The following is a 20,001-nucleotide window of genomic DNA, read 5'->3' on the forward strand; positions in this document are numbered from 1 at the left end:
CATGGACAGCGGCACGGGCGTCGTGGACAGCGCCGACACCGCGCGCGGCAGCGTCGTGATCGTGGACTGCGGCGACTCGGCCGTCGTGGCAAAGGCCGTCGGCATGGACGCCGAGCGCGCCTGGCAGACCGTGCACGCCCTCGCCGACGCGTTCGACGCGGTACGGCTGGCCGGGGTGCACGGCATAGTGCCCACCTACGACTCGCTGCTCGTCGAGTTCGACTGTGCCGACACCGATCACGACACGGTACGGCGCGTGCTGCGGCACGAGGCGGACCGGCTCGGCAAGGGTCCGGTGACGCCTCCCGCGGCCCGGCGTTTCGTCGTCCCGGTGGTCTACGGCGGCGAGTTCGGGCCCGATCTTCCCGTCGTCGCCGAGCAGTTGGGGCTGAGCGAGCGCGAGGTGGTGGAGCTGCACTCCGCCGCGGACCTCACCGTCCGCTGCCTCGGCGCACCGGCCGGCGCCCCGATGATGGACGGCCCGGCGTTCCCCCGGCCCGTACCGAGACTGTCCTCGCCCCGTACACGGGTGCTGCCCGGCTCGGTCGCGGTGGCCGGGCGGCAGGCCGTGATCTGCCCGATGCCGTCGCCCGGCGGCTGGCCGCTGCTAGGGCGCACTCCCCTGCGCGTCCTGGAGGACCTCGACGCCGACCCGCTGACCGCCTACCGGCCCGGCGACACCTTCCGTTTCGTACCCATCACGCCCGAGCAGTGGGACGACCACGCTGGCCGCTCCCTGGCGGTGTCGCATGGCTGACACCCTGAACATCCTCAAGGCCGGTCTGGCGACCGTGCAGGATCTGGGCCGGTTCGGGCGCTCGCGCTACGGCCTGCCGGTGAACGGCGCGCTCGACCAGCACTCCGCCCGCGTCGCCAACGTGCTCTGCGGCAACGACGAGGGCGCGCCGCTGCTGGAGATCACCGCCCTGGACTTCAGCTGCGCACCGTCCACCGACGTACTCGTCGCGGTGACCGGCGCGACCGCGGACCTGACCGTCGACGGCGTCGTACGACCGCAGTGGGAGCCCCTCTCCGTGCGTTCCGGCGAGACGATCCGCATCGGCGGCATCCGGAGCGGCATCCGGGTCTACCTGGCCGTGCTGGGTTCGTTCAACACCCCGTACCTGCAAGGAAGTTGCGCCCCCGACACGATCCTCGGCTTCAGCCACTCGCTGCGCGACGGGGACGAGCTCGGTCTCCAGCGGCACTGCCCGCCCGTCGACCACCCGGAGTACCGCATCCCGCTGTTCCGGCTGCGCGCACCGGTAACCCGCTTCCCCATGACCCGCCTCCCGTCGCCGTGGACCATCGACGTGACCGATGGCCCCGACCTCGCGGAGTTCGGTGACACGGCGGACCGGCTGTTCCGGTCGGAGTTCACCGTGAGCCCGCAGAGCAACCACATCGGACTGCGGATGGCCGGTGACGTGCCCCGGCGCGTGGCGACCGGCGAGGTGCTCTCGCGCGGTGTCCCCGTGGGTGCCGTCGAGGTCCCCGCGGGCGACGAGCTGCTCGTCCTGCACCGCGGGCGCGGCGTCACCGCCGGCTATCCGGTACTGGCCGTCGTGACCGCGACCGGCCTGTCCGCGCTCGGCCAGGCCGGACCGGGCCAGACCGTCCGTTTCCGGCGCCGGACCGTCGCCGAGGCGGTGGCCGCCCACCGTGCCCAGCGAAGCGCCGTCCACGCCCTCCAGACCCGGGTGCGCACCGTCTTCGACGCCCTGCGCATCCCCTCAAGCCCCGCACGCACCGTCCCCGTCCCCCCGTAACCTGCCAGCAGACAGGAGAACGTCATGAGTACCGTGGCCGCTCAGCCGGTGCCGAACACCGTCGATCCGAAAACCGCGCGAAAAGTCACCCTCGCCGGGTGCGTGGGTATCTTCGCCGAGCTCTACGACAACGGAATCTTCGGCTTCATGGCGGGCACCCTGGCCGTCGTGTTCTTCCCGAACGCGGACAACGCGACCGCCGTCCAGTTCGTCTTCCTCGGCTACGCCGTCTCGTTCTTCTTCCGCCCGCTCGGCGGGATCATCTGCGGCCACCTCGGCGACCGCATGGGCCGCCAGCGGATGCTCGTCTTCGTCATCATGCTGATCAGCGTCGCGACCGCGGCGATCGGCATTCTGCCGACGTACGCGAGCATCGGCATCGCGGCCCCGGCGCTGCTGATCCTGCTGCGTGTCGCGCAGGGCTTCTCGGTCGGCGGCGAGGCATCCGGCGCGATGAGCTTCCTCGCCGAGCACGCCCCCGAGGGCAAGCGCGGTCTCTACACGAGCTACGCCCAGATCGCCTCGTTCCTGTCCCTGCTCACCGGCACACTGATCGCCGCCGCCATGACCAGCGGCCTCGGCCAGGACCGTATGGAGTCGTGGGGCTGGCGCATCCCGTTCCTGCTCGCCGTGCCGCTCGGCATCACCGGCATCTACATCCGCAAGCGGATCAGCGACACCCCCAACTTCAACCGCCTCAAGGAAGAGGGCGGGCTGTCCAAGAACCCGCTCAAGGAGGCCTTCTCCTCCCCCGAGCACCGCCGGGCGATGCTGCTCGCCCTGTTCATCCCGCTCATGAACGGCTCCGGCTACTACGTCCTGTTCAGCTACATGCCGACCTTCATGAACACCGAGCTCAACTTCAGCAAGGTGCAGGGCCTGCTCGTCACCGCGACCAGCCTGGTGGCCATCTCGATCGCCATCCCGTACATGGGCAGCCTCTCCGACCGCATCGGCCGCAAAAAGGTCCTCGCGGGCGCCGCTGTCGCCATGGCAGTCGCCGGCATTCCCTGTTACCTGCTCATCGGCACCGGCAGTGTCCCGCTCGCCATCCTGGGCGCCTGCATCATGGCGGTCATCTTCGCCGGGCACACCGGCGTCATCCACGTCCTGCTCGTCGAGCTCTTCCCCACCCGGGTGCGCTACTCCGCCTACGGGCTCGGCTACAACGTCTCGGCCGCCCTCTTCGGCGGTACCGCTCCGCTGCTGATGACCTACCTCATCGACAAGACGGGCAACGTCAACATGCCCGCCTTCTACGCGGTCGTCACCGCACTCGGCACGCTCATCGCCGTGTCCCGGGTCAAGGACAGGGCACACCTGCCGCTGCGCGACGCGTAACCGGTCGAACGCCGACGACGCGCAGCCGGCCGAACGCCCTCACCCCCCACCCCTCTTTCACCCCCCACCTCTCTCCAGGATCTCTAGGAGCGCATCCACATGCCCTTTTCCGACTACAACACCGCCCTGGTGACAGGAGCCTCCACCGGAATCGGAGCCGTGGTCGTCGAGCGGCTGACCAAGCAGGGGCTCGAAGTCCACGCCGTCGCCCGTAACGCCGAGCGGCTCGACGACCTCGCCCGGCGTACGGGCTGCACCCCTCATGCCGTCGACATCACCGACACGGCCGCCCTCACCGAGACCCTGCGGGGCATCGAGGTCGACGTCCTGGTCAACAACGCCGGGGTCTCCCGCACCGGGAACATCCTCTCCGCCGACGAGTTCGCCGTGGACGAGCAGATCGCGGTCAATCTCCAGGCCGTACTGCACCTCGTACGCCTGATCATGCCCGGGATGGTCGAGCGCGACCTCGGGCACATCGTCAACATCAGCTCGATCGCCGGCGTCTACAACTTCGGCGGGAACACCGTCTACCACGCCACGAAGGCGGCCGTGCACACGCTCTCCCGGCAGCTGCGCGTCGACGGATACGGCCGCCGGATCCGGGTGACCGAGATCTGCCCCGGCCGGGTGGAGACGGAGATCTTCGGTCGGCTCCTCGGCGACATGGAGGAGGCCCAGAAGCGGTTCTACGACGGCTACGAGTCGCTCAAGCCGGAGGACATCGCGGACGCCATCGAGTTCGCCGTCGGCTCGCCGCGCCACGTGAACATCGGCCACATCGAGATCCTGCCGACGTTCCAGGTACCAGGTGGCCTCAACTTCGAGAGGCGGACCGACTGACATGGCGACCTCCACAACCGCCTTGACCGCCCTGCGCGTTCAGCGCATCAAGCCCTCGCCGAGCACCGCGGCCGCCCAGCGCGTCCGCGAGCTGAAGGCACAGGGACTCGCCATCCTCGACCTGACTGTCGGCGAACCCGACTTCGACACCCCCGAGCATGTGAAGGCGGCCGCCGTCGAGGCGATCCGGCGGGGCGACACCAAGTACACCCCGGTCAACGGCACCCCCCAACTGCGGGCCGCCATCGCCCAGAAGCTGGAGCAGCGGCACGGGCTGCGCTACTCCGCCGACCGGATCGCCGTCGGCGGAGGGGCGAAGCAGGTCATCTTCCTGGCGCTGATGGCCACGCTGGACACGGGCGACGAGGTGATCGTCCCCGCTCCGTACTGGGTGTCGTATCCGGACATGGTTCTCGCCAACGACGGGACACCGGTCGTCGTGCCCTGCCCGGAGTCGGAGGGCTTCAAGCTGACTCCGCGGCGGCTGGAGTCGGCGATCACCGACCGGACGCGCTGGGTGATCCTCAACGCCCCGGGCAACCCCACGGGAGCCGCGTACACGGTCGACGAACTCCGCGCCCTGGCAGACGTGTTGCTCGCCCACCCGCACGTCCAGGTGCTGACCGACGAGATCTACGACGAGATCTGGTTCGAGCCGGGTCAGGTCCCCAGCCTCGCCGCCGTCGAACCTCGCCTGACCGACCGGGTGTTCCTCACCAACGGCGTCTCCAAGGCCTACGCGATGACCGGCTGGCGGATCGGCTACGGCGCCGGTTCCGCCTCGCTGGTCTCGGCCGTCAACACCCTGCAGTCGCAGATCTCGTCCTGCCCGTCGTCGATCAGCCAGGCCGCAGCGACCGCCGCCCTCACCGGCGACCAGGACTTCGTGCGCGACTGTGTGGCTGTCTACCGCGGCCGCCGCGACGTGACGGTGAAGCGGGTCGACGACATCCCCGGTCTGTCCTGCACGCCACCGAGCGGCGGCTTCTACGCCTTCGTGAACTGCACGGCCGTACTGGGAAAGCGGACTCCCGCGGGTGAAGTGATCGGCTCGGACGAGGACTTCGCCCGCCATCTGCTGGAGTCGCAGCAGGTGGCGGTCATCCACGGTGCCGCGTACGGATCACCCGGCTACTTCCGGATCTCCTTCGCGACCTCCACCGACGTCCTCACCGAGGCCTGCGAGCGGATCGGCCGCGCCTGCGCGGACCTGTCCCCGGCCGACCCCTCCTGAAGACCTGCCCGCCCCTCCTGAAGACCCGAAGGAGCGTCATGATCCGCGTCAACACGAAGTTCGACCGGCCCGACCCGGACCTGGTCGAGCAGCTGAGCAAGTACTCCGCCGCCACGATCCACGAGGCGCAGGGACGCCTGGGCGCCCTCGACTCGACCATCAAGCCGGTCGACCCCGCGATGTCACTGTGCGGCCCCGCGTTCACCGTGCGCTGCGCTCCCCGCGACAACATCATGCTGCAGGTCGCCATCGCCCACGCCCGGCCCGGTGACGTCATCGTGGTCTCCGCCGGCGAGTACGCCGAGGCGGGCTCCTTCGGCGACGTGCTGGCCAACGCGTGTGTCGCCAAGGGGCTGGGCGGCCTCGTCACCGACACCGGCGTCCGGGACACACGGGAACTCCGCGAACTCGGCTTCCCGGTCTTCTCGTACAGCGTCTGCATGAAGGGCACCGTCAAGGAGACCGTGGGGCCGATGGCGGAGCCGGTGCTGATCGGCGGCGAGATCGTGCATCCCGGCGACGTCGTGCGCGCCGACGCCGACGGCGTGGTGGCGGTGCGGCGCGACGACGTGGCGGACGTCGTGCGCAAGTCCCAGGAACGGGTCGAGGCCGAGGACGCCTACATCGCCGCCTACCGCTCCGGAAAGAGCGTCATCGAGGTCAGCAACCTCGCCGCCGTACTCGAAGCGAAGGGGCTCGTCATCGACGCGTAGCCGCCCGTCTCCGCTGCTGCGCCTGGACACGGTCCGTGAGGATCGCCGGAGGAGTAGGCTGGGGTTACCGAGAGTACTTCGCGCACCGGCCTCCATGCTCGTGTCGTTTTCGGCGATTGACTACCCCGGGGCCGGTTTCGACCGCTCCGGAGCAGGGTTCGCATCATGACTGCGACCGTTTCGTACGCGCCGACACTCGAAGACCGGACTTCTCCTCCGTCCCTGCGCATGTCGCTGGCTCCCAGCGGCTCCGCACCGGCTCTGCTGGACGGCGCCTGGTGGCCCCGTTCCCGCGATCTCGGAGCGGAACTTCCCTCACTGACCGCAGTGCTCGATTCGCTGTGGGGGCGGATCACCAGGGTCACGGTGAATCCCGCGCACTGGCCCACCGTCCCTCGCAAGGTGCCCGTCGCGGGGCATGTCGTGAAGGTGGGCTCGTTCATGGCCCAGCAGGACCCGCACCAGATGTTGCTGCTCTCCTATCGCGTGGGCCGCTGGGACCTGCTGGTGATCCCTCCGCAGACGAATCCCGTCTCGGCGGCCTGGCTGCTCGCCGCCGCGAGCGATCCGATGCGTACGTCGACCGCGAGCGAGCTGATGGCGGAGGCGGCGCGCCTGGGCACGGTGACGGAGACCGACCGGGCGGTGGAGGCGGTCTGGGACTCCGAAGGAGGCCATCAGGCCGGTGGCCAGCTCTCGACTCCGCGGATCCCGGCAGTGGCTGCTCCGGTAATCGGCATCCCGGCGGTCGCTCTTGCGACGCCGCATCCGGCGAAGGAGGTGTGACGGCCATGGAGACCTTCGTGACCGTAGTGGTGATCCTGGCGATGGTCGCTCTGGGCGCGTTCCTGATCCATCGGCTCAACAACCAGCACGACGAGCGCATCGCGGCGTTCCGCTTCAGCCGCTCGCTGCCGGCTGTCCGAGGACCCGCGCCATCGGCCCCGGAGCAGGCTCCGGGTCGCGCCGCGACGAGCGGTACGAGTGATCGCCAGGGCCATGACGGCGGGGGACGTGGGCGACTCCGGACCTGGGCCTGGGCCCGGACACAAGGGAAGTGAGTCGTCATGGACCCCGTCCGGCTCCTGGCGGACACCAGCGATGAGCCGGTGCGTCCGGGCACCGCGGTGCTGCGGTTGGAGACCACCTCCAAGCGCACGGGGACGTTCGACGGCGCCTGGTGGCCAAGGTCCCGCGACATCGGAAGCCAACTGTCCGGCCTGCTCATCGCCCTGACCGCCCGCCTCGGCACCATCTCCCGCGTCGGCCTCGACACGAGCGGCTGGGACGAGACCCCGGGCCACCTGGTCGTCGCGGGGCACACGGTCCGTATCGACTGGTCCGCCGTCGGGGACAGCACGATGATCGTCACCCGGGGCGCCCAGGACCACTTCCTGTTCCTGGTCGTCCCTCCGCAGACGGCCCCCGGCCCCGCCCACACCGCGATGGCCATGGCCGTACGGGACGACAACGCCGTCTCGGCCGAACATGTCCTCGCCGCCGCCGGTGTCACCCCGGCCGCCCGGACCGTCGTACCGTCCCGCTCTCCCGGCTGACAGCTCCGGCGGGAGCCGCAGAGCTCAGCCAGTCGCACCGCCCGCAGCCCAGGACCCCGGCCGCCGCACCACGGACAACAGGCCGGGGTCTTCCCGTGCCGAGTGTCTCCCGGACCGCTCGGGTCCGGGAGACAGCCTCGACGTGAGGATGTGAGAAGCATGGGTGTTCGTCCCAGGCGGAGGACATGAGCGGGGAACCGGCGGATCCGTACGTTGCCTCCCGCGAGACGCCGCCCCGTGAGCCGTACCGCCGCGCCGACCGCCAGAGGTTCCTCAACCACCTCGCCTCCGGGGCCCGGACGCGGTGGCCCGGGTGAGGCCCGACAGGCGCTCGGACCGGATCCAGGTGCTGGTCGCCGAGCAGGCGGCCCGACGCGGCGCCCGGGCCGGCGTGGTGGACGTGTGTGCCGCGGCCGTGGCCGCGCTGCCGGTCGGCGGGGCCGGGCTGTCGGCGATGTCCCGGACCGCGGCGAGCCATCCGCTGTGCAGCACGGACGACATCAGCGCACAGCTGGAGGAGCTCCAGCTCACGCTGGGCGAGGGACCGTGCGTGGACGCCTTCGTACAGGGTTCCGCCGTCTTGACGCCCGATCTGCTTACCGGTGAACTGCAGGAGCACTGGGCCGTGTTCGCCGACGCGGCTCTGGAAGCCGGAGCGCGCGCCGTCTTCGCGCTCCCCTTGCAGATGGGTGCGATCATCCCGGGAGTTCTGGACCTGTACGCCAACGTGCCGACCGTGCTCGACGCCGAGGAACTGGCCGACGCGCTGGCGTTCGCCGACCTCGCGACGCTGCTCCTGCTCGACACGCAGATCGTCGAGGCCGGCGCAACGGGTGGCGGACCGGCGCCGGAGCACGGCATCGAGGACCTGGGCGCGTACCGGGCGGAGATCGACCAGGCCAGCGGAATCCTCACCGTCCAGCTCGGCGTCGGCATCGAGGAAGCATTCGTCCGGCTCCGCGCCCACGCCTATGTGCAAGGGCTCCGGCTCGCCGACGTGGCCGCCGACGTGGTGGCCCACCGGCTCCGCCTCTCCCCGGACACGGAACCCGACCGGGCCGACGAGGAAACCTGACGCATCGGCCCCGACCGGCGAACGTGCCGCACCTCCCGCCCCCTCCCGGCGGGACCAGCCTCAATCAAGGGTGTCACGATGAATCAGCAGCTCCTGGCCAAGACGTTCGTCGAGCTGGCCGACAACCTGGTCGCCGACTTCGACCTCATCGACTTCCTGCGCCTGCTCACCGACCGCTGCGTCGGCATGCTCGGCGCGGGCGCCGCCGGGGTACTGCTCGCCGACCGGGACGGCAAACTGCGCGTGATGGCCGCCTCCGACGAACAGGTACGCCTGCTGGAGCTCTTCCAGCTCCAGAACGACGAGGGCCCCTGCCTGGAGTGCTTCCGCACCGGCGCACCGGTGATCGTCCCCGACCTGACCCGCGAGGTCGACCGCTGGCCGCGCTTCGTCACGGCGGCCCACCGCAGCGGGTTCGGCGCCGTCCAGGCGCTGCCCATGCGTCTGCGGGACGAGGTCGTCGGCGCCCTGAACCTGTTCCGCGCCACGCCCGGCCCCTTCGACCCGGCCGCCACCCTCATCGCCCAGGCCCTGGCCGACGTCGCCACCATCAGCCTCCTGCAGCAGCGCACCACCCACCGCAGCACCGTCCTCAACGAACAACTCCAGACGGCGTTGAACAGCCGGGTGCTGATCGAGCAGGCCAAGGGGAAGCTCGCCGAACGCCAGAACATCGACATGGAGCAGGCCTTCACCGCACTGCGCGGCTATGCCCGCTCCCACAACCGGCGCCTGGTCGATGTGGCCCGCGCGTTCATCAACGGCTCCGAGCCCCTCGTAGGTCTGGGCGCCTGACCATCCCGGGCCCGCACCCCGGCCGTCGCCCCATGTCACCCGTGCACGTGCCACGCGTGCACTCGGCACGTCGTCACGACACCCTCCTCAGATCGTGGGCCTCGGCCCACACCTGATCGCGCAGGCCCGCGCAGATGCGGGTGATCAGACGGGAGACATGCATCTGGGAGAGGCCGAGTTGCAGCGCGATGCGCTGCTGGGTCATCTCGCAGAAGAACCTCATGTACAGGATCTGCCGCTCTCGTTCGGGCAGTGCCTGCAGCAGCGGCCGGAGCGCCTCGCGGTCGACGACCCGGTCGAAGCCGGGCTCCATGCCACCGAGGGTGTCGGTCAAGGCGTAGCCGTCCGCTGAATGGCCCGGCAGGGCGTCCATGGACAGCGCGGTGTATGCCTCCAGGGCTCCTTGGCCCAGTCGTACGTCCGCCTCGGTGAGGCCGGTGTGCTCGGCGATCTCAAGGGTCGAGGGTTCGCGGCCGTTGAGCGAAGCCCACTCGTTGCCGGCGGAGCGGACCCGGCTGCGAAGCTCCTGTACGCGCCGCGGTACATGCACAACCCACAGGTCGTCACGGAAGTGCCGCTTCACCTCCCCGAGGATCGTCGGTATGGCGAAGCTCGGAAAGGCGGTGCCGAGGGCCGGGTCGAAGCGGGACACCGCCTTGACCAGGCCCAGTTGGGCGACCTGCTTGAGATCCTCGAAGGACTCGCCGCGATGCCGGAAGCGCCGGGCCAGCCGTACGGCCATCGGCACCCAGGCGCACACCACTTCCTGTTCCAGGGCCGAGCGCGCCGGGCCCTTCGGCAAAGCCGCGATGCGGCGGAACGCGGCGTCGGTGTCCGGGGCGTCGTCGTAGAGGCGTCTGGTCGGCCGGTTCCGCGTGGGTGCGTTCGGCATGGGCACGTGTCTCCCTGATCGGTGGCATCGCTCACCGTGGGAGCCGTCGGACCGCAGCACACTGGGGAGCAGCGACAGCTGCTCCCACGGGCGTGCCTCCGGTCTGAAGCACGTCGGACGGGTTCCCGGGCAGCACGCCTTCAAACACCCAACGGGCCCCGGTCCAGGGCTGATTCGGGGCTATGCTGCGAAGTACCCGTCCCAGACCCCGGCGGTGCACTGCCAGTCGGCATCGATGCCTGCCCCACACGTCTCCCAGTGTCTGGAACCGAGGCGCCCCATGCGCACCCCGCCGCAACCACACGACCCCGAAGCCTCCGAAGTTTCCGAGCCGTCCGCCATGGACACGGTGCGGCTGCGCCGACTGAACCGCTGGCAGGCCGAGGGCCTGCGGGAGGACCTGGCGGATCTGTACGTCGAGTCGTCCGCCGCCTCGCCCGGTGAGGAGTTCCGCGACCGGCAGAAGTTCCTGCTCCGCCTGGCGGACGACGTACAACTGCCGGGATTCGACATGCTGGTGGCCGAGGCGCAGTCCCTGACCGGTTGCGCCTTCGGAGTCCCGGTACCGCGCGACGGCTCCTGGTGGGAGGGGTTCCGCGGACCCTTGCCGCAGAACCTGGAGCAACTCACCGCGTCCGGACATGTCTTCGCGATCCTCGACACCCTCGTCCACCCCCACCAGCACGCCCACGGGCTCGCCCGCCGGCTGCAGGAGCGCCTGCTCGGTGACCACGAGGCCTCGCTCGGCGTCACGTTGGTGGACCGCTCCGATCGCTCGACCTGTGAGGCCCTCACGACCTGGGGCTGGCAGGAAGCGGGCCAGCTCCACCGGCTGCCCGGCCCAACGGCCCTACAGGTATTGGTTCTTCCGCTCGGCGAGCGTACGTCGGAGCATCCGGACGGCCTCGCCCACAACGACCGGACCCAACGGCCCGAGTAGCCGAGCCGGCCAAGATTCGTGGGGGTGTTTGGGATCCGTCGACAGGGCTACTCAGCAGAGGCGTCCGACGGCCGGCCCGGATGAAGGCACCGGAGAGTTGAGTTCACAGCTCCCGGTGCCATCCGCTGGAGCCCACCGCGTCGTGGCGACCGGGGCCGTGCCCCCGCGAAGTGACAGCCGTCAGCAGCCGCTGCTCTTCGCGGTGCGTGGTCACCGGGTGCGTGGCGTGTACGTCACGGCGCGTCATCCTGTCCTGAGCCTGCCCAAGGTTTGCTGATGCCGATGCAGCACTCGCAAATGTCCGACCAGCACAGACCGTAGTAAAATTGTCGCGGTTGGTGCACGCTCACCTGCAAACGGCAGGCGCCTCGCTCAGAGGGGAAACGGCATGATCCAGGCGGCCGACATCCGAGAATGGCGCAACCAGGACGTCGTCGATCCGAAGGGGCACAGGATCGGCGTGCTCGAAGCGGTCTACGTGGACACCGCCACCGACGAACCGGCCGTGGCCACCGTCCGGACCGGACTGCCCACCCGGCAGCGGCTGGTCTTCGTCCCCCTCGACGAGACGACCCTCGGGCCGGGCTACCTCAAGGTCTCCTACGCCAAGAGCCTGGTGAAGAAGGCTCCTTCGATCGGCACGGACGACATTCTGCCCGCCGAGCGGGAGGAAGAGATCTTCCACTACTACGGCATCGCCTACAAGCCGGGCGCCAACGGCGAGCGGCAGCTCGCGCGCCGCTGAGACGGCAGTCCGCTCGAAGGACTCGAAGGGACTCGAAGGGAGGTGGGCGGGCGATGGTGCTCTTCCTGCTACTGGTACTCGCCGCCGTCGTCCTGGGGATCATCGGCGTGGCGGCGGACGGCCTTGGCTATCTGCTGGTCATCGGCATCATGCTCCTGGCCGCCGATGTGATCGTCGCCGCCTTCCGCTGGTCCCGGCGCGCCAAGCGGCGTCCCGTTCGCTGACCGGAGCCGGGCCGTTCCGCGTACGGGATCGGATCCCCTGCGCCTGCCCCTCCGAGCCCCAACCCCCTTACGGAGACAGCCCGGCCTTCTCGCAGGCGCGCCGGAGTTCCGGGGTGCAGATCTGGTCGACGGTGTACACGCCGTCCTTGACGAGTGTCTGCTCGATGTTGTCGACGGTCACCGCGCTCGGAGTGAGCAGGACGGACGGGATTCGCTCGGTGGTGGGACTGTCGGTCGACGTGGTGGCGACATCGTCGAGACCCTTGCCGCGCGCGAGGGCGACGGCCATGGCGGCGGCCGCGTCGGCCTCGGCCGCGAAGGGCTTGTACACCGTCATGTACTGCTCGCCCCTGATGATGCGCCGCACGGCCTCGATGTCGGCATCCTGGCCCGTGATGGGAGGAAGCTTCCTGACGCCGGCGCTCTTGAAGGCGGCGATGGCGCCCGCGGCGATGGAGTCGTTGGCCGCAAGGACGCCGTCGATCCGGTCGGGGCCGAGGGCCGCGATGGCCGCGGACATGTTGGTGTGGGCGTTGTCCTTGCTCCAGCCCAGGATGTCGTACGACCTGCTGATCGTCACCTTGCCCTTGATGACGGACAGCGTGCCCCGCGTGTACCACGCCGCGTTGGGGCTGGTCGGATCGCCGTTCAGCATCACGACGTTCTCGCCGTTCCCCCTGTCACTCATGGCCTTCAGGAGTGCCTCACCCTGGAGCCTGCCGACCTGTCCGCCGTCGACAGTGACATAGCCCGAGATCGGGCCCTCGGCGAGCCGGTCGTAGGAGACGACCGGGATGTCCGCCTTGCGCGCCTCCTGGATCGAGGAGCGGACCGCTCTGGTGTCGGCGGCGTCGAGGATCAGGACCTCGACCCCTTTGGTGATCATGGACATCAGCTGTTCCCGCTGCCTCGCCGCGTCGTTCTCGGCGTTGGCGTACTCCATGGTGCACCGGGGGCACAGCTCCTTGAGGCGCTGCTCGATGAGGGGCTTGTCGGAATGCTCCCAGCGGGGGACCGCCCGGCTCGGGAGCAGCAGACCGATGGTGAAGCTGTCCGTGTCCGCCACGTCGTCTCCTCCGCAGGCGGCCAGGGACATCGCCATGAGCCCGGCGACGAGCGCCGCGACGAGACGCCTCGTACGCGTTCTCATGGCGCAGCCCCTTGTTCCGTGCCGGGCTCCTGTCCCGTCCCGCGCTCCGGTCCCGTCCCTGGCTCCTGTTCCGCCCCGGGCTCCGGGTCCGCGGGAGCCGGCTCGTGCTGCGGCACGACGATCTCGCTCCACACCTGCTTGCCGTCGGCCACCGGCATCGAACCGAAGGCCTCCGACATCGCCTCGACCAGGAGCAGGCCCCGACCGCCGGTCGACTCCCAGTCCACGGACACGGGTTTGGCGGGCGCGCGCGGCGAGGAGTCGGTCACGCAGACCCGGAGCCGGTCCCCGCGGACCATCAGATCGACGCGGACCGGACCCTGGGTGTGCACCAGGGCGTTGGTGACGAGTTCGGACACGACCAGCAGCACCGAGTCGGCCACGTCCTCGACCTCCCACTTGCGCAGCGTGCGCGCGGTGAACCGGCGGGCGTGCATGACGGCGTCGGGCAGCCGCCACACCGCCCAACCGGCCCGGATCGGCCGGGACTTCATCCCGTCGTAGCGCAGCAGCAACAGCGCCACGTCGTCCTCGCGACGGTCGACACCGCCGAGCAGTTCGTCGGCCATCCGCCCCGGATCCGCGGGATCGGCGGCGGCGAGCGCGTCGCGTGTGCGCCGCATGCCTTCGTCCAGAGGCAGGTCGGTGGCCTCGACCAACCCGTCGGTGACCAGGGCGAGCACCGTGCCGGGAGTCAACGCGACGGTGGTCATGGGGAATTCGGCCTCCGCGAGAATGCCCAGCGGGAGCCCGCCCTCTACCTGCACCTCCTCGGTCCTGCCGTCGGGATGGCGTATCAGCGGTGCGAGGTGGCCGGCCCGGACGAAGAGGGTGTTGCCCTCCTCCAGGTCCAGTTCGGCGTAGCAGCAGGTGGCGAAGAGATCGGTCTCCATGCCGACGAGGAGCCGGTTGGCGCGTGAGACGACCACGTCGGGCGGGTGGCCCTCGACCGCGTAGGCCCTGACCGCAGTGCGCATCTGCCCCATGATCGTCGCGGCTCCGGCGCTGTGTCCCTGCACGTCTCCGATGACCAGCGCCACCCGGTCCTCGGACAGGGCGATGACGTCGTACCAGTCACCGCCCACCTGCAGTCCCCGCCGGGCGGGCAGATAGCGGGCGACAGCCGTCCCGCCGGGCAGCTCCGGGAGGCGCCGGGGCAGCAGACTGCGCTGCAGCATCGTCGCGAGCTCCTGCTCGGCGTCGTGTGCGTGCGCGCGGTTGAGGGCCTGGCCGACCAGCGCCGCGGTGGCGGTGAACAGGGACCGCTCCTCGGGGACGAAGTCGTGGGGCTCGTCCCAGCCGACCAGGCACACGCCCGCGACCCGGCCCTTGGCGGGCAGCGGCAGCACGGCCAGACCTCCGGCACCGATGCCCGCGAGTCCGGGTTCGAGGGCCGTGCCGGCGGACCACAGGTTCATCCGTCCGTCCCGCAGGGCCAGTTGCAGGGTGGGCAGGGCGCTGACCGGTGCGTCGGGCCACTCCGAACGCCACTCGGAACGCCATGTCTCGGGCCAGGCGGCGGGCTGGGGCGGGTCGAGCACGGTGACCATGAGCCGGTCGTCCCGCAACTCGGCGAGTGCCACCCGGTCGGCGCCCAGCGGCTCGCGCAGGGCGGTGACCACCACCCGGCCGACGTCACGGACCGTTGTCGCGTCGTCGAGTGCGGCGGTCAGCCACTGGATCCGGGACACGTCGTCCGCGCTCTGCCGCAGGACCGAGGTCGCCGTCACCACGCCCAGCACCTGCTCCGGACGCTCGTCGGTGCTCGCCACCACCCGGCAGGTCAGGCTCAGCCAGCGCATTCCACCGGTGGGGCGGCGGACACGGAACTCCAGCTCCCGGCGGCCGAACGCCTCCGTGGACGGTTCCAGTACCGAGATCAGCGCGTGCATGTCCTCCGGGAGCGCGTGCGCGAGCAGGGTGTCCACCTTGCCGTCGAAGTCGGCCGGTGTGATGCCGACCAGATCGAGCAGCGCCTCGTCCGCCTCGATCAGACCCGTGTCCGGCATCAGGACGAACGAGCCGACGCCCAGACTCCGCAGGGCGGGACTGAGGAGCGACATGGGCGCGGGACGGTCGGCCTCGGTCCGGAGCATGCCTGCGATCGCGTCGGCGTACCGCTCCAGGAAGCGCCGCTGCTCGGCCTCGAAGCCGACCGGAGACGCTCCCACGACGACGAGGCAGCCCAGCCGCCTGCCCTCCGTCCCGAGCGGCAGGGCGGCGAGCGGTGCCTCTGTCGGCGGCGCCTGCGCCTGCTGCTCCTGTGCCTGTGCCTGTGCCTGTGCCTGTGGCGAGGACGGCGTCGGGCCGCCCCCGGCAAGCCCGCCCTCGGAAAGCCGGCCTTCGGAGTTCCGGCCCTCCGAGTCCCGACCCTCCGAACGGGTAGCCAAGTCCGCGAGGTCCAGCCACAGCGGCCGGTCGGTGCGGAAGGCGTGCGCCGCAGGTGAATCACCCGACAGGGGCAGACGCTCCGGCGGCAGGTACTGGGACGTGGCGCGGCCGGCCGTCTCCACCAGCCGGAGATCGCCGTTCCCGGCATCGGGGACATAGACCGCTGCCAACGCCACTCCGGCGAAGGCCAGGGGCCTGTCGCTCGCGGCGGCCTCCGGCAGAGGTGGCCGTGAACCGTTGTCGTCGGCGCCGGCCCGGGACTCCCGCGGCTCCGAGACTCCGGCCAGGGCGCGGCCGTCATGATGCATGTCCGCGACCTACCTCCGGTCCATGCGGCAGGTGCCGCTGGGTTGAGATCGGGCGCCCACTTACCAGAATCGCATATCGTGACTAACCCGACAGATCCAGTTGATCGCAGTCAGTGGCAGACCGCCTCACGGGCATCCGCGCCGGCCATGAGAAATCGTCTCGACGCCCGCCGTACAGCCGCTTTCGCGCGGTATCCCGCGCCCTTCGCCGACGGCCGGAGCGGAACCGCCGCGACCGACGGCCGGAGCCGGGCCGCTGCGTTCGCAGATCACCACGGCCGGTGCCACACTTACGACGTGTTCGTCTTGCCACGCCGATCACACGCCAGCCCTTGACGCCACGAGGCACCCGGATCCCCTGACCGTCTCAGGCCGGGCGCAGGCAACCGTGAGCGCCCCTCGTCACGCGAGGTGAAGGACAAGGGAGGTCTTTCACATGAAGGCCTGCATCCGGGGCGCGGCCGTCGTCATGACCGTGATCTCGACGGTTGTCGCCCTCGGGGCCTGCGGGCAGGACGCCGAGGACAACTCCGACACCGGGAACACGCTGAGCATCGGCGTACTGCTTCCGGACTCCACCACGGCCCGCTGGGAGACACAGGACCGGCCCCTGCTCCAGAAGAGGATCACGGAGCTGTGCGACGACTGCGCGGTCGAGAACGCCAATGCCAAGGGCGATGTGGCCATCCAGCAGGAACAGATGGACTCGATGCTCAGCAAGGGGGTCGACGCCATCATCCTCGTGGCCGTGGACGCCAGATCGCTCCGCCCCGCCGTCAGGAAGGCGGACCAGGCGGGCGTCCCGGTCATCGCCTACGACCGCCTCGCCGAGGGCCCGATCGCGGGCTATGCGTCCTTCGACGGCGAGGAGGTCGGCAGACTCCAGGGCAGGGCGCTGCTCACAGCGATGGGCAACAGGGCGCCGGACGACCAGATCGTCATGATGAACGGCGATCCCACCGACCCCAACGCGGTGTCGTTCAAGAAGGGCGCGCTGTCCGTGCTTCAGGGACGGGTGAAGATCGGCGAGGCGTACGACACCCTCCAGTGGAGGACGGAGACCGCACACATGAACATGTCCGCCGCGATCGCGGCCCTCGGGGTCGAGAACATCGACGGGGTGTACGCGGCCAACGACGGCCTCGCCGCCGGCTGTATCTCCTCCCTCAAGGCGAACAAGGTCGCCCCGCTGCCCCCGGTCACCGGGCAGGACGCCGAGCTCGGAGCCGTACGGCGCATCGTCGGCGGCGAGCAGTACATGACCGTCTACAAGCCCTTCGGACCCGAGGCTTCCGCCGGCGCCGCCATGGCCGTGGCCGCGGCCCGCGACGAAAGCCTCGACCGGGTCGCCAAGAGCGAGGTGACACCCCTCGGCGGGCACACGGTTCCAGCCGTCCTGCTCACCCCCGTGTCCGTGACGGTCGACACCATCGAGGACACCTTGGTGAAGGACGGCGCCTACACGGTCGAGCAGATCTGCACCCCCCAACTCGGGGCCGCCTGCGAAGAGGCCGGACTCACCTGACAAGCAGGTTCCGACCAGGTCCGGCCCGCCCCCGGGAAGGAGATGGTTTCCGTGCCGAGTCCCCCGTTGCTGGCACTGCACGGCGTATGCAAACGCTTCGGCGTCATCGAGGTCCTCGACGACATCGAGCTGGAGATCCACGCCGGGCAGGTCGTCGCTCTGCTTGGCGACAACGGGGCGGGCAAGTCCACCCTGGTCAAGGTGATCTCCGGGGTCTCCCCCGCGGACCAGGGCTCCATCGAGTGGGAGGGCCGGGCGGTCCACATCAGGCGTCCCCACGACGCCCGGGACCTCGGCATCGCCGCCGTCTACCAGGACCTCGCGCTGTGCGGAAACCTCGACGTCGTCGGCAATCTGTTCCTCGGGCAGGAGATCCGCAGGCTCGGGTTCCTCGACGAGGTGGAGATGGAGCGCCGCACCAGAACCCTGCTGGACCGTCTGACCCGAGGCATCCCCGATCTGCGCGCCCCCGTCGTCTCGCTGTCCAGCGGTCAGCGGCAGACGGTGGCCATCGCTCGTTCGCTGCTCGGCGACCCGCGAGTGCTGCTCCTGGACGAACCGACCGCGGCGCTGGGATTCGAGCAGACCAGCGAGGTACTGGACCTCGTCGACCACTTGCGTGACCGTGGCCTCGGCGTCCTGCTCATCAGCCACAACATGGGGGACATCAAGGCCCTCGCGGACCGGGCGGCCGTCCTGCGACTGGGCCGCAACAACGGCTTCTTCGACGTGAACACCGCGTCCCAGGAACAGATCATCTCCTCCATCACCGGCGCCACGGAGAACGAGCCCCGCCGGACGGCCTCCCAGGAGGCGGGATGGTGAAAGGGATGCGCGACACGGCGGACACCACACGGTCCGAACCCCCCGCACCGGGCGCCGGGCACGGTCGGCCGCACCGCGGGCGGGCCGTCGCCCGTGCCGCGGAGAGGGGAGTCACTCTCTTCCGGCGCAAACTGCGCGCCGGCGAACTGGGCTCGCTCCCCGTCGTCCTCGTCCTCGCCGCGGTCTGGATCACCTTCCAGTCGCTCAACTCGAACTTCCTCTCCCCGCGGAACCTGTCCAACCTCAGCGTGGACATCGTGGGTACGGGTCTGATCGCGGTCGGCATCGTCTTCGTCCTGCTGCTCGGTGAACTCGACCTGTCGGTCGGCTCGATCAGCGGTCTCGCGGCGGCGGCCTTCGCCGTGCTGAACGTCAACCACGGCGTGCCGGAATGGCTCGCCGTCATCATCGCGGTGCTCGCGGGAACCCTGGCGGGAACCGTCCAGGGCTTCTCCGTGGCCAGGACCCGGGTGCCGGCGTTCGTCGTCACCCTCGCCGGGCTGCTCACCTGGAACGGGCTGATGCTCTACATCCTCGGGACCAGCGGCACCGTCAACCTCGACGAGAACGGGCTCGTCGCCAAGCTGACCAGCTACTACTTCACCAACGACGCTGCGGCCTACGGTCTGGCGACGGTCGCGGCGGGCGTCGTCTTCCTGGTCTCCTACCAGGACATGCGGCGACGCAAGGCCGTCGGCATGCCGCACCGCTCGCTCCAGTGGATCACGGTGCGCACGGGAGTGGTCGCGGTGGTGGCGTTCACCGCCGCGTATCTGCTCAACCGTTTCCAGGGGCTGCCGCTCGCGCTCCTGATCTTCCTCGTGGTGGTGGCCGGCCTCGACCTCGTGCTCCGCCGCACGCACTACGGGCGGCAGGTCTACGCCCTGGGAGGCAGCGTGGAGGCGGCCCGGCGCGCCAGCCTCAGTGTGACGCGGGTGCAGACCGCGGTACTCGCGGTATCGGGCACCATGGCCGCGATCGGCGGCCTGTTCCTGGCCTCGCGCATCACGTCGGTGAGCCAGGGTTCGGGCTCGGGCGTCCTGCTGGTCAACGCCATCGCGGCGGCCGTCATCGGCGGCACCAGCCTGTTCGGCGGACGCGGCACCACCTGGTCCGCGGTGCTCGGCATGCTGATCATCCAGTCGATCGCCTCGGGCATGGCGATCACGGACACCCCCACCGCCGTCCAGTTCATCATCACGGGCGGGGTGCTTTTCGCCGCGGTGCTGATCGACTCGCTGTCGCGACGCTCCCAGCAGGCCCGCGGACGGGCTTGACGCTCCCGTACGCATCCGCCGCGACCGGCTGGAAGACCGTCCGGGCGGTATCTATCTGAAACGTCAAGTAATGGCCATAGGTTGCTCGGTTGCGTACACCAACTGTCCCTCCAGCACCTACTCTCGCCTCAAGTCCATTCGACGATGAACAGGCGAGCTGAGGGCAATGGAGCCACTTCGTCCCACGGATCCGGAGCACTTGGGACCGTACCGTCCTGTCGCGCGACTCGGCGCCGGAGGGATGGGGGAGGTCTTCCTCGCCCGGGACGACCAGCAGCGGACCGTGGCCGTCAAGGTCATCCGGCCTGAGCTGGCCGCGAACAGGGACTTCAGGATCCGGTTCCGGCGCGAGGTGGAGGCGGCGCGGGCGGTGTTCGCGGGGGTCGCGCCGGACGGGG

General features: G+C 70.1%; 21 protein-coding genes and 1 pseudogene. 18 read left to right on the forward strand and 4 right to left on the reverse strand.

Annotation, left to right across the window (positions count from 1 at the left end; translation table 11 throughout):
* The first annotated feature begins 1 nt into the window (after window position 1).
* The 11 genes from O3Q52_RS07405 to O3Q52_RS07455 all read left to right on the forward strand — a co-directional run bounded on the left by O3Q52_RS07405 (window position 2) and on the right by O3Q52_RS07455 (window position 9,326).
* On the forward strand, window positions 2–757 hold the full coding sequence (locus tag O3Q52_RS07405; RefSeq protein WP_269647998.1) for an allophanate hydrolase subunit 1: 756 nt from the start codon (window positions 2–4) through the stop codon (window positions 755–757).
* Complete coding sequence (locus O3Q52_RS07410; RefSeq protein WP_269647999.1) at window positions 750–1,769, forward strand: biotin-dependent carboxyltransferase family protein; 1,020 nt, start codon at window positions 750–752, stop codon at window positions 1,767–1,769. The genes O3Q52_RS07405 and O3Q52_RS07410 overlap by 8 nt, the downstream gene beginning before the upstream one ends.
* A 24-nt stretch (window positions 1,770–1,793) precedes the next feature.
* Window positions 1,794–3,110, forward strand: coding sequence for an MFS transporter (locus tag O3Q52_RS07415; RefSeq protein ID WP_269648000.1), 1,317 nt, complete (start codon window positions 1,794–1,796; stop codon window positions 3,108–3,110).
* Between the two features lie 99 nt (window positions 3,111–3,209).
* Complete coding sequence (locus O3Q52_RS07420; RefSeq protein ID WP_269648001.1) at window positions 3,210–3,953, forward strand: SDR family oxidoreductase; 744 nt, start codon at window positions 3,210–3,212, stop codon at window positions 3,951–3,953.
* A gap of 1 nt (window position 3,954) precedes the next feature.
* Window positions 3,955–5,187, forward strand: a complete 1,233-nt coding sequence (locus tag O3Q52_RS07425; RefSeq protein ID WP_269648002.1) for an aspartate transaminase — start codon at window positions 3,955–3,957, stop codon at window positions 5,185–5,187.
* A 38-nt stretch (window positions 5,188–5,225) separates the two neighbouring features.
* Complete coding sequence (locus O3Q52_RS07430; RefSeq protein ID WP_269648003.1) at window positions 5,226–5,900, forward strand: 4-carboxy-4-hydroxy-2-oxoadipate aldolase/oxaloacetate decarboxylase; 675 nt, start codon at window positions 5,226–5,228, stop codon at window positions 5,898–5,900.
* Between the two features lie 165 nt (window positions 5,901–6,065).
* Window positions 6,066–6,686 (forward strand): DUF5994 family protein, encoded by a 621-nt coding sequence (locus O3Q52_RS07435; RefSeq protein ID WP_269648004.1) that lies wholly within the window; start codon window positions 6,066–6,068, stop codon window positions 6,684–6,686.
* 5 nt (window positions 6,687–6,691) lie between these two features.
* The gene (locus O3Q52_RS07440) at window positions 6,692–6,961 is read left to right on the forward strand and encodes a hypothetical protein (RefSeq protein ID WP_269648005.1); all 270 of its coding nucleotides are present in this window, start codon (window positions 6,692–6,694) and stop codon (window positions 6,959–6,961) included.
* A 6-nt stretch (window positions 6,962–6,967) separates the two neighbouring features.
* Entirely contained in the window at window positions 6,968–7,456 is a 489-nt protein-coding gene (locus tag O3Q52_RS07445; RefSeq protein ID WP_269648006.1) for a DUF5994 family protein, read from the forward strand.
* 313 nt (window positions 7,457–7,769) lie between these two features.
* Complete coding sequence (locus tag O3Q52_RS07450) at window positions 7,770–8,531, forward strand: GAF and ANTAR domain-containing protein (RefSeq protein ID WP_269648007.1); 762 nt, start codon at window positions 7,770–7,772, stop codon at window positions 8,529–8,531.
* Window positions 8,532–8,609: 78 nt separating this feature from the next.
* On the forward strand, window positions 8,610–9,326 hold the full coding sequence (locus tag O3Q52_RS07455) for a GAF and ANTAR domain-containing protein (protein ID WP_266756123.1): 717 nt from the start codon (window positions 8,610–8,612) through the stop codon (window positions 9,324–9,326).
* A 73-nt stretch (window positions 9,327–9,399) separates the two neighbouring features.
* Here the strand turns inward: O3Q52_RS07455 and O3Q52_RS07460 are convergent, their stop codons facing one another.
* The gene (locus O3Q52_RS07460; protein WP_269648008.1) at window positions 9,400–10,218 is read right to left on the reverse strand and encodes a SigB/SigF/SigG family RNA polymerase sigma factor; all 819 of its coding nucleotides are present in this window, start codon (window positions 10,216–10,218) and stop codon (window positions 9,400–9,402) included.
* 280 nt (window positions 10,219–10,498) lie between these two features.
* Here O3Q52_RS07460 and O3Q52_RS07465 point away from each other — a divergent pair, with 280 nt between their 5' ends.
* On the forward strand, window positions 10,499–11,158 hold the full coding sequence (locus O3Q52_RS07465; protein WP_269648009.1) for a hypothetical protein: 660 nt from the start codon (window positions 10,499–10,501) through the stop codon (window positions 11,156–11,158).
* A 103-nt stretch (window positions 11,159–11,261) separates the two neighbouring features.
* Here the strand turns inward: O3Q52_RS07465 and O3Q52_RS07470 are convergent, their stop codons facing one another.
* Window positions 11,262–11,405: a hypothetical protein gene (locus O3Q52_RS07470; RefSeq protein WP_269648010.1), complete on the reverse strand. Its 144-nt coding sequence runs from the start codon at window positions 11,403–11,405 to the stop codon at window positions 11,262–11,264.
* Between the two features lie 141 nt (window positions 11,406–11,546).
* On the opposite strand from O3Q52_RS07470, the gene O3Q52_RS07475 reads away from it, so the two are divergent.
* A complete protein-coding gene (locus O3Q52_RS07475; protein ID WP_269648011.1) occupies window positions 11,547–11,903 on the forward strand; it encodes a PRC-barrel domain-containing protein in 357 nt (118 codons plus the stop codon).
* Window positions 11,904–11,956: 53 nt separating this feature from the next.
* Window positions 11,957–12,127 carry a hypothetical protein gene (locus O3Q52_RS07480; RefSeq protein ID WP_269648012.1) on the forward strand — a complete coding sequence of 57 codons (171 nt, stop codon included), beginning with the start codon at window positions 11,957–11,959 and terminating at the stop codon, window positions 12,125–12,127.
* A 67-nt stretch (window positions 12,128–12,194) separates the two neighbouring features.
* Here O3Q52_RS07480 and O3Q52_RS07485 read toward each other — a convergent pair whose 3' ends face one another.
* Window positions 12,195–13,277, reverse strand: coding sequence for a sugar ABC transporter substrate-binding protein (locus O3Q52_RS07485; RefSeq protein ID WP_269648013.1), 1,083 nt, complete (start codon window positions 13,275–13,277; stop codon window positions 12,195–12,197).
* Complete coding sequence (locus tag O3Q52_RS07490; RefSeq protein ID WP_269648014.1) at window positions 13,274–15,976, reverse strand: SpoIIE family protein phosphatase; 2,703 nt, start codon at window positions 15,974–15,976, stop codon at window positions 13,274–13,276. Before O3Q52_RS07490 ends, O3Q52_RS07485 begins: the two co-directional genes overlap by 4 nt.
* A 436-nt stretch (window positions 15,977–16,412) precedes the next feature.
* Between O3Q52_RS07490 and O3Q52_RS07495 the strand changes: the two genes are divergently transcribed.
* From O3Q52_RS07495 to O3Q52_RS07510, 4 genes and pseudogenes are all read left to right on the forward strand, one after another.
* Complete coding sequence (locus tag O3Q52_RS07495) at window positions 16,413–17,501, forward strand: sugar ABC transporter substrate-binding protein (RefSeq protein ID WP_269648015.1); 1,089 nt, start codon at window positions 16,413–16,415, stop codon at window positions 17,499–17,501.
* Window positions 17,502–17,543: 42 nt separating this feature from the next.
* Window positions 17,544–18,326 (forward strand): ATP-binding cassette domain-containing protein, encoded by a 783-nt coding sequence (locus O3Q52_RS07500; RefSeq protein WP_269648016.1) that lies wholly within the window; start codon window positions 17,544–17,546, stop codon window positions 18,324–18,326.
* A 5-nt stretch (window positions 18,327–18,331) separates the two neighbouring features.
* On the forward strand, window positions 18,332–19,603 hold the full coding sequence (locus O3Q52_RS07505) for a sugar ABC transporter permease (protein WP_269648017.1): 1,272 nt from the start codon (window positions 18,332–18,334) through the stop codon (window positions 19,601–19,603).
* A 166-nt stretch (window positions 19,604–19,769) separates the two neighbouring features.
* Window positions 19,770–20,001: pseudogene (locus O3Q52_RS07510) on the forward strand (hypothetical protein); the annotation flags it as partial.

The sequence above is a fragment of the Streptomyces sp. ActVer genome (assembly GCF_027270795.1).
Taxonomy (GTDB): domain Bacteria; phylum Actinomycetota; class Actinomycetes; order Streptomycetales; family Streptomycetaceae; genus Streptomyces; species Streptomyces umbrinus_A.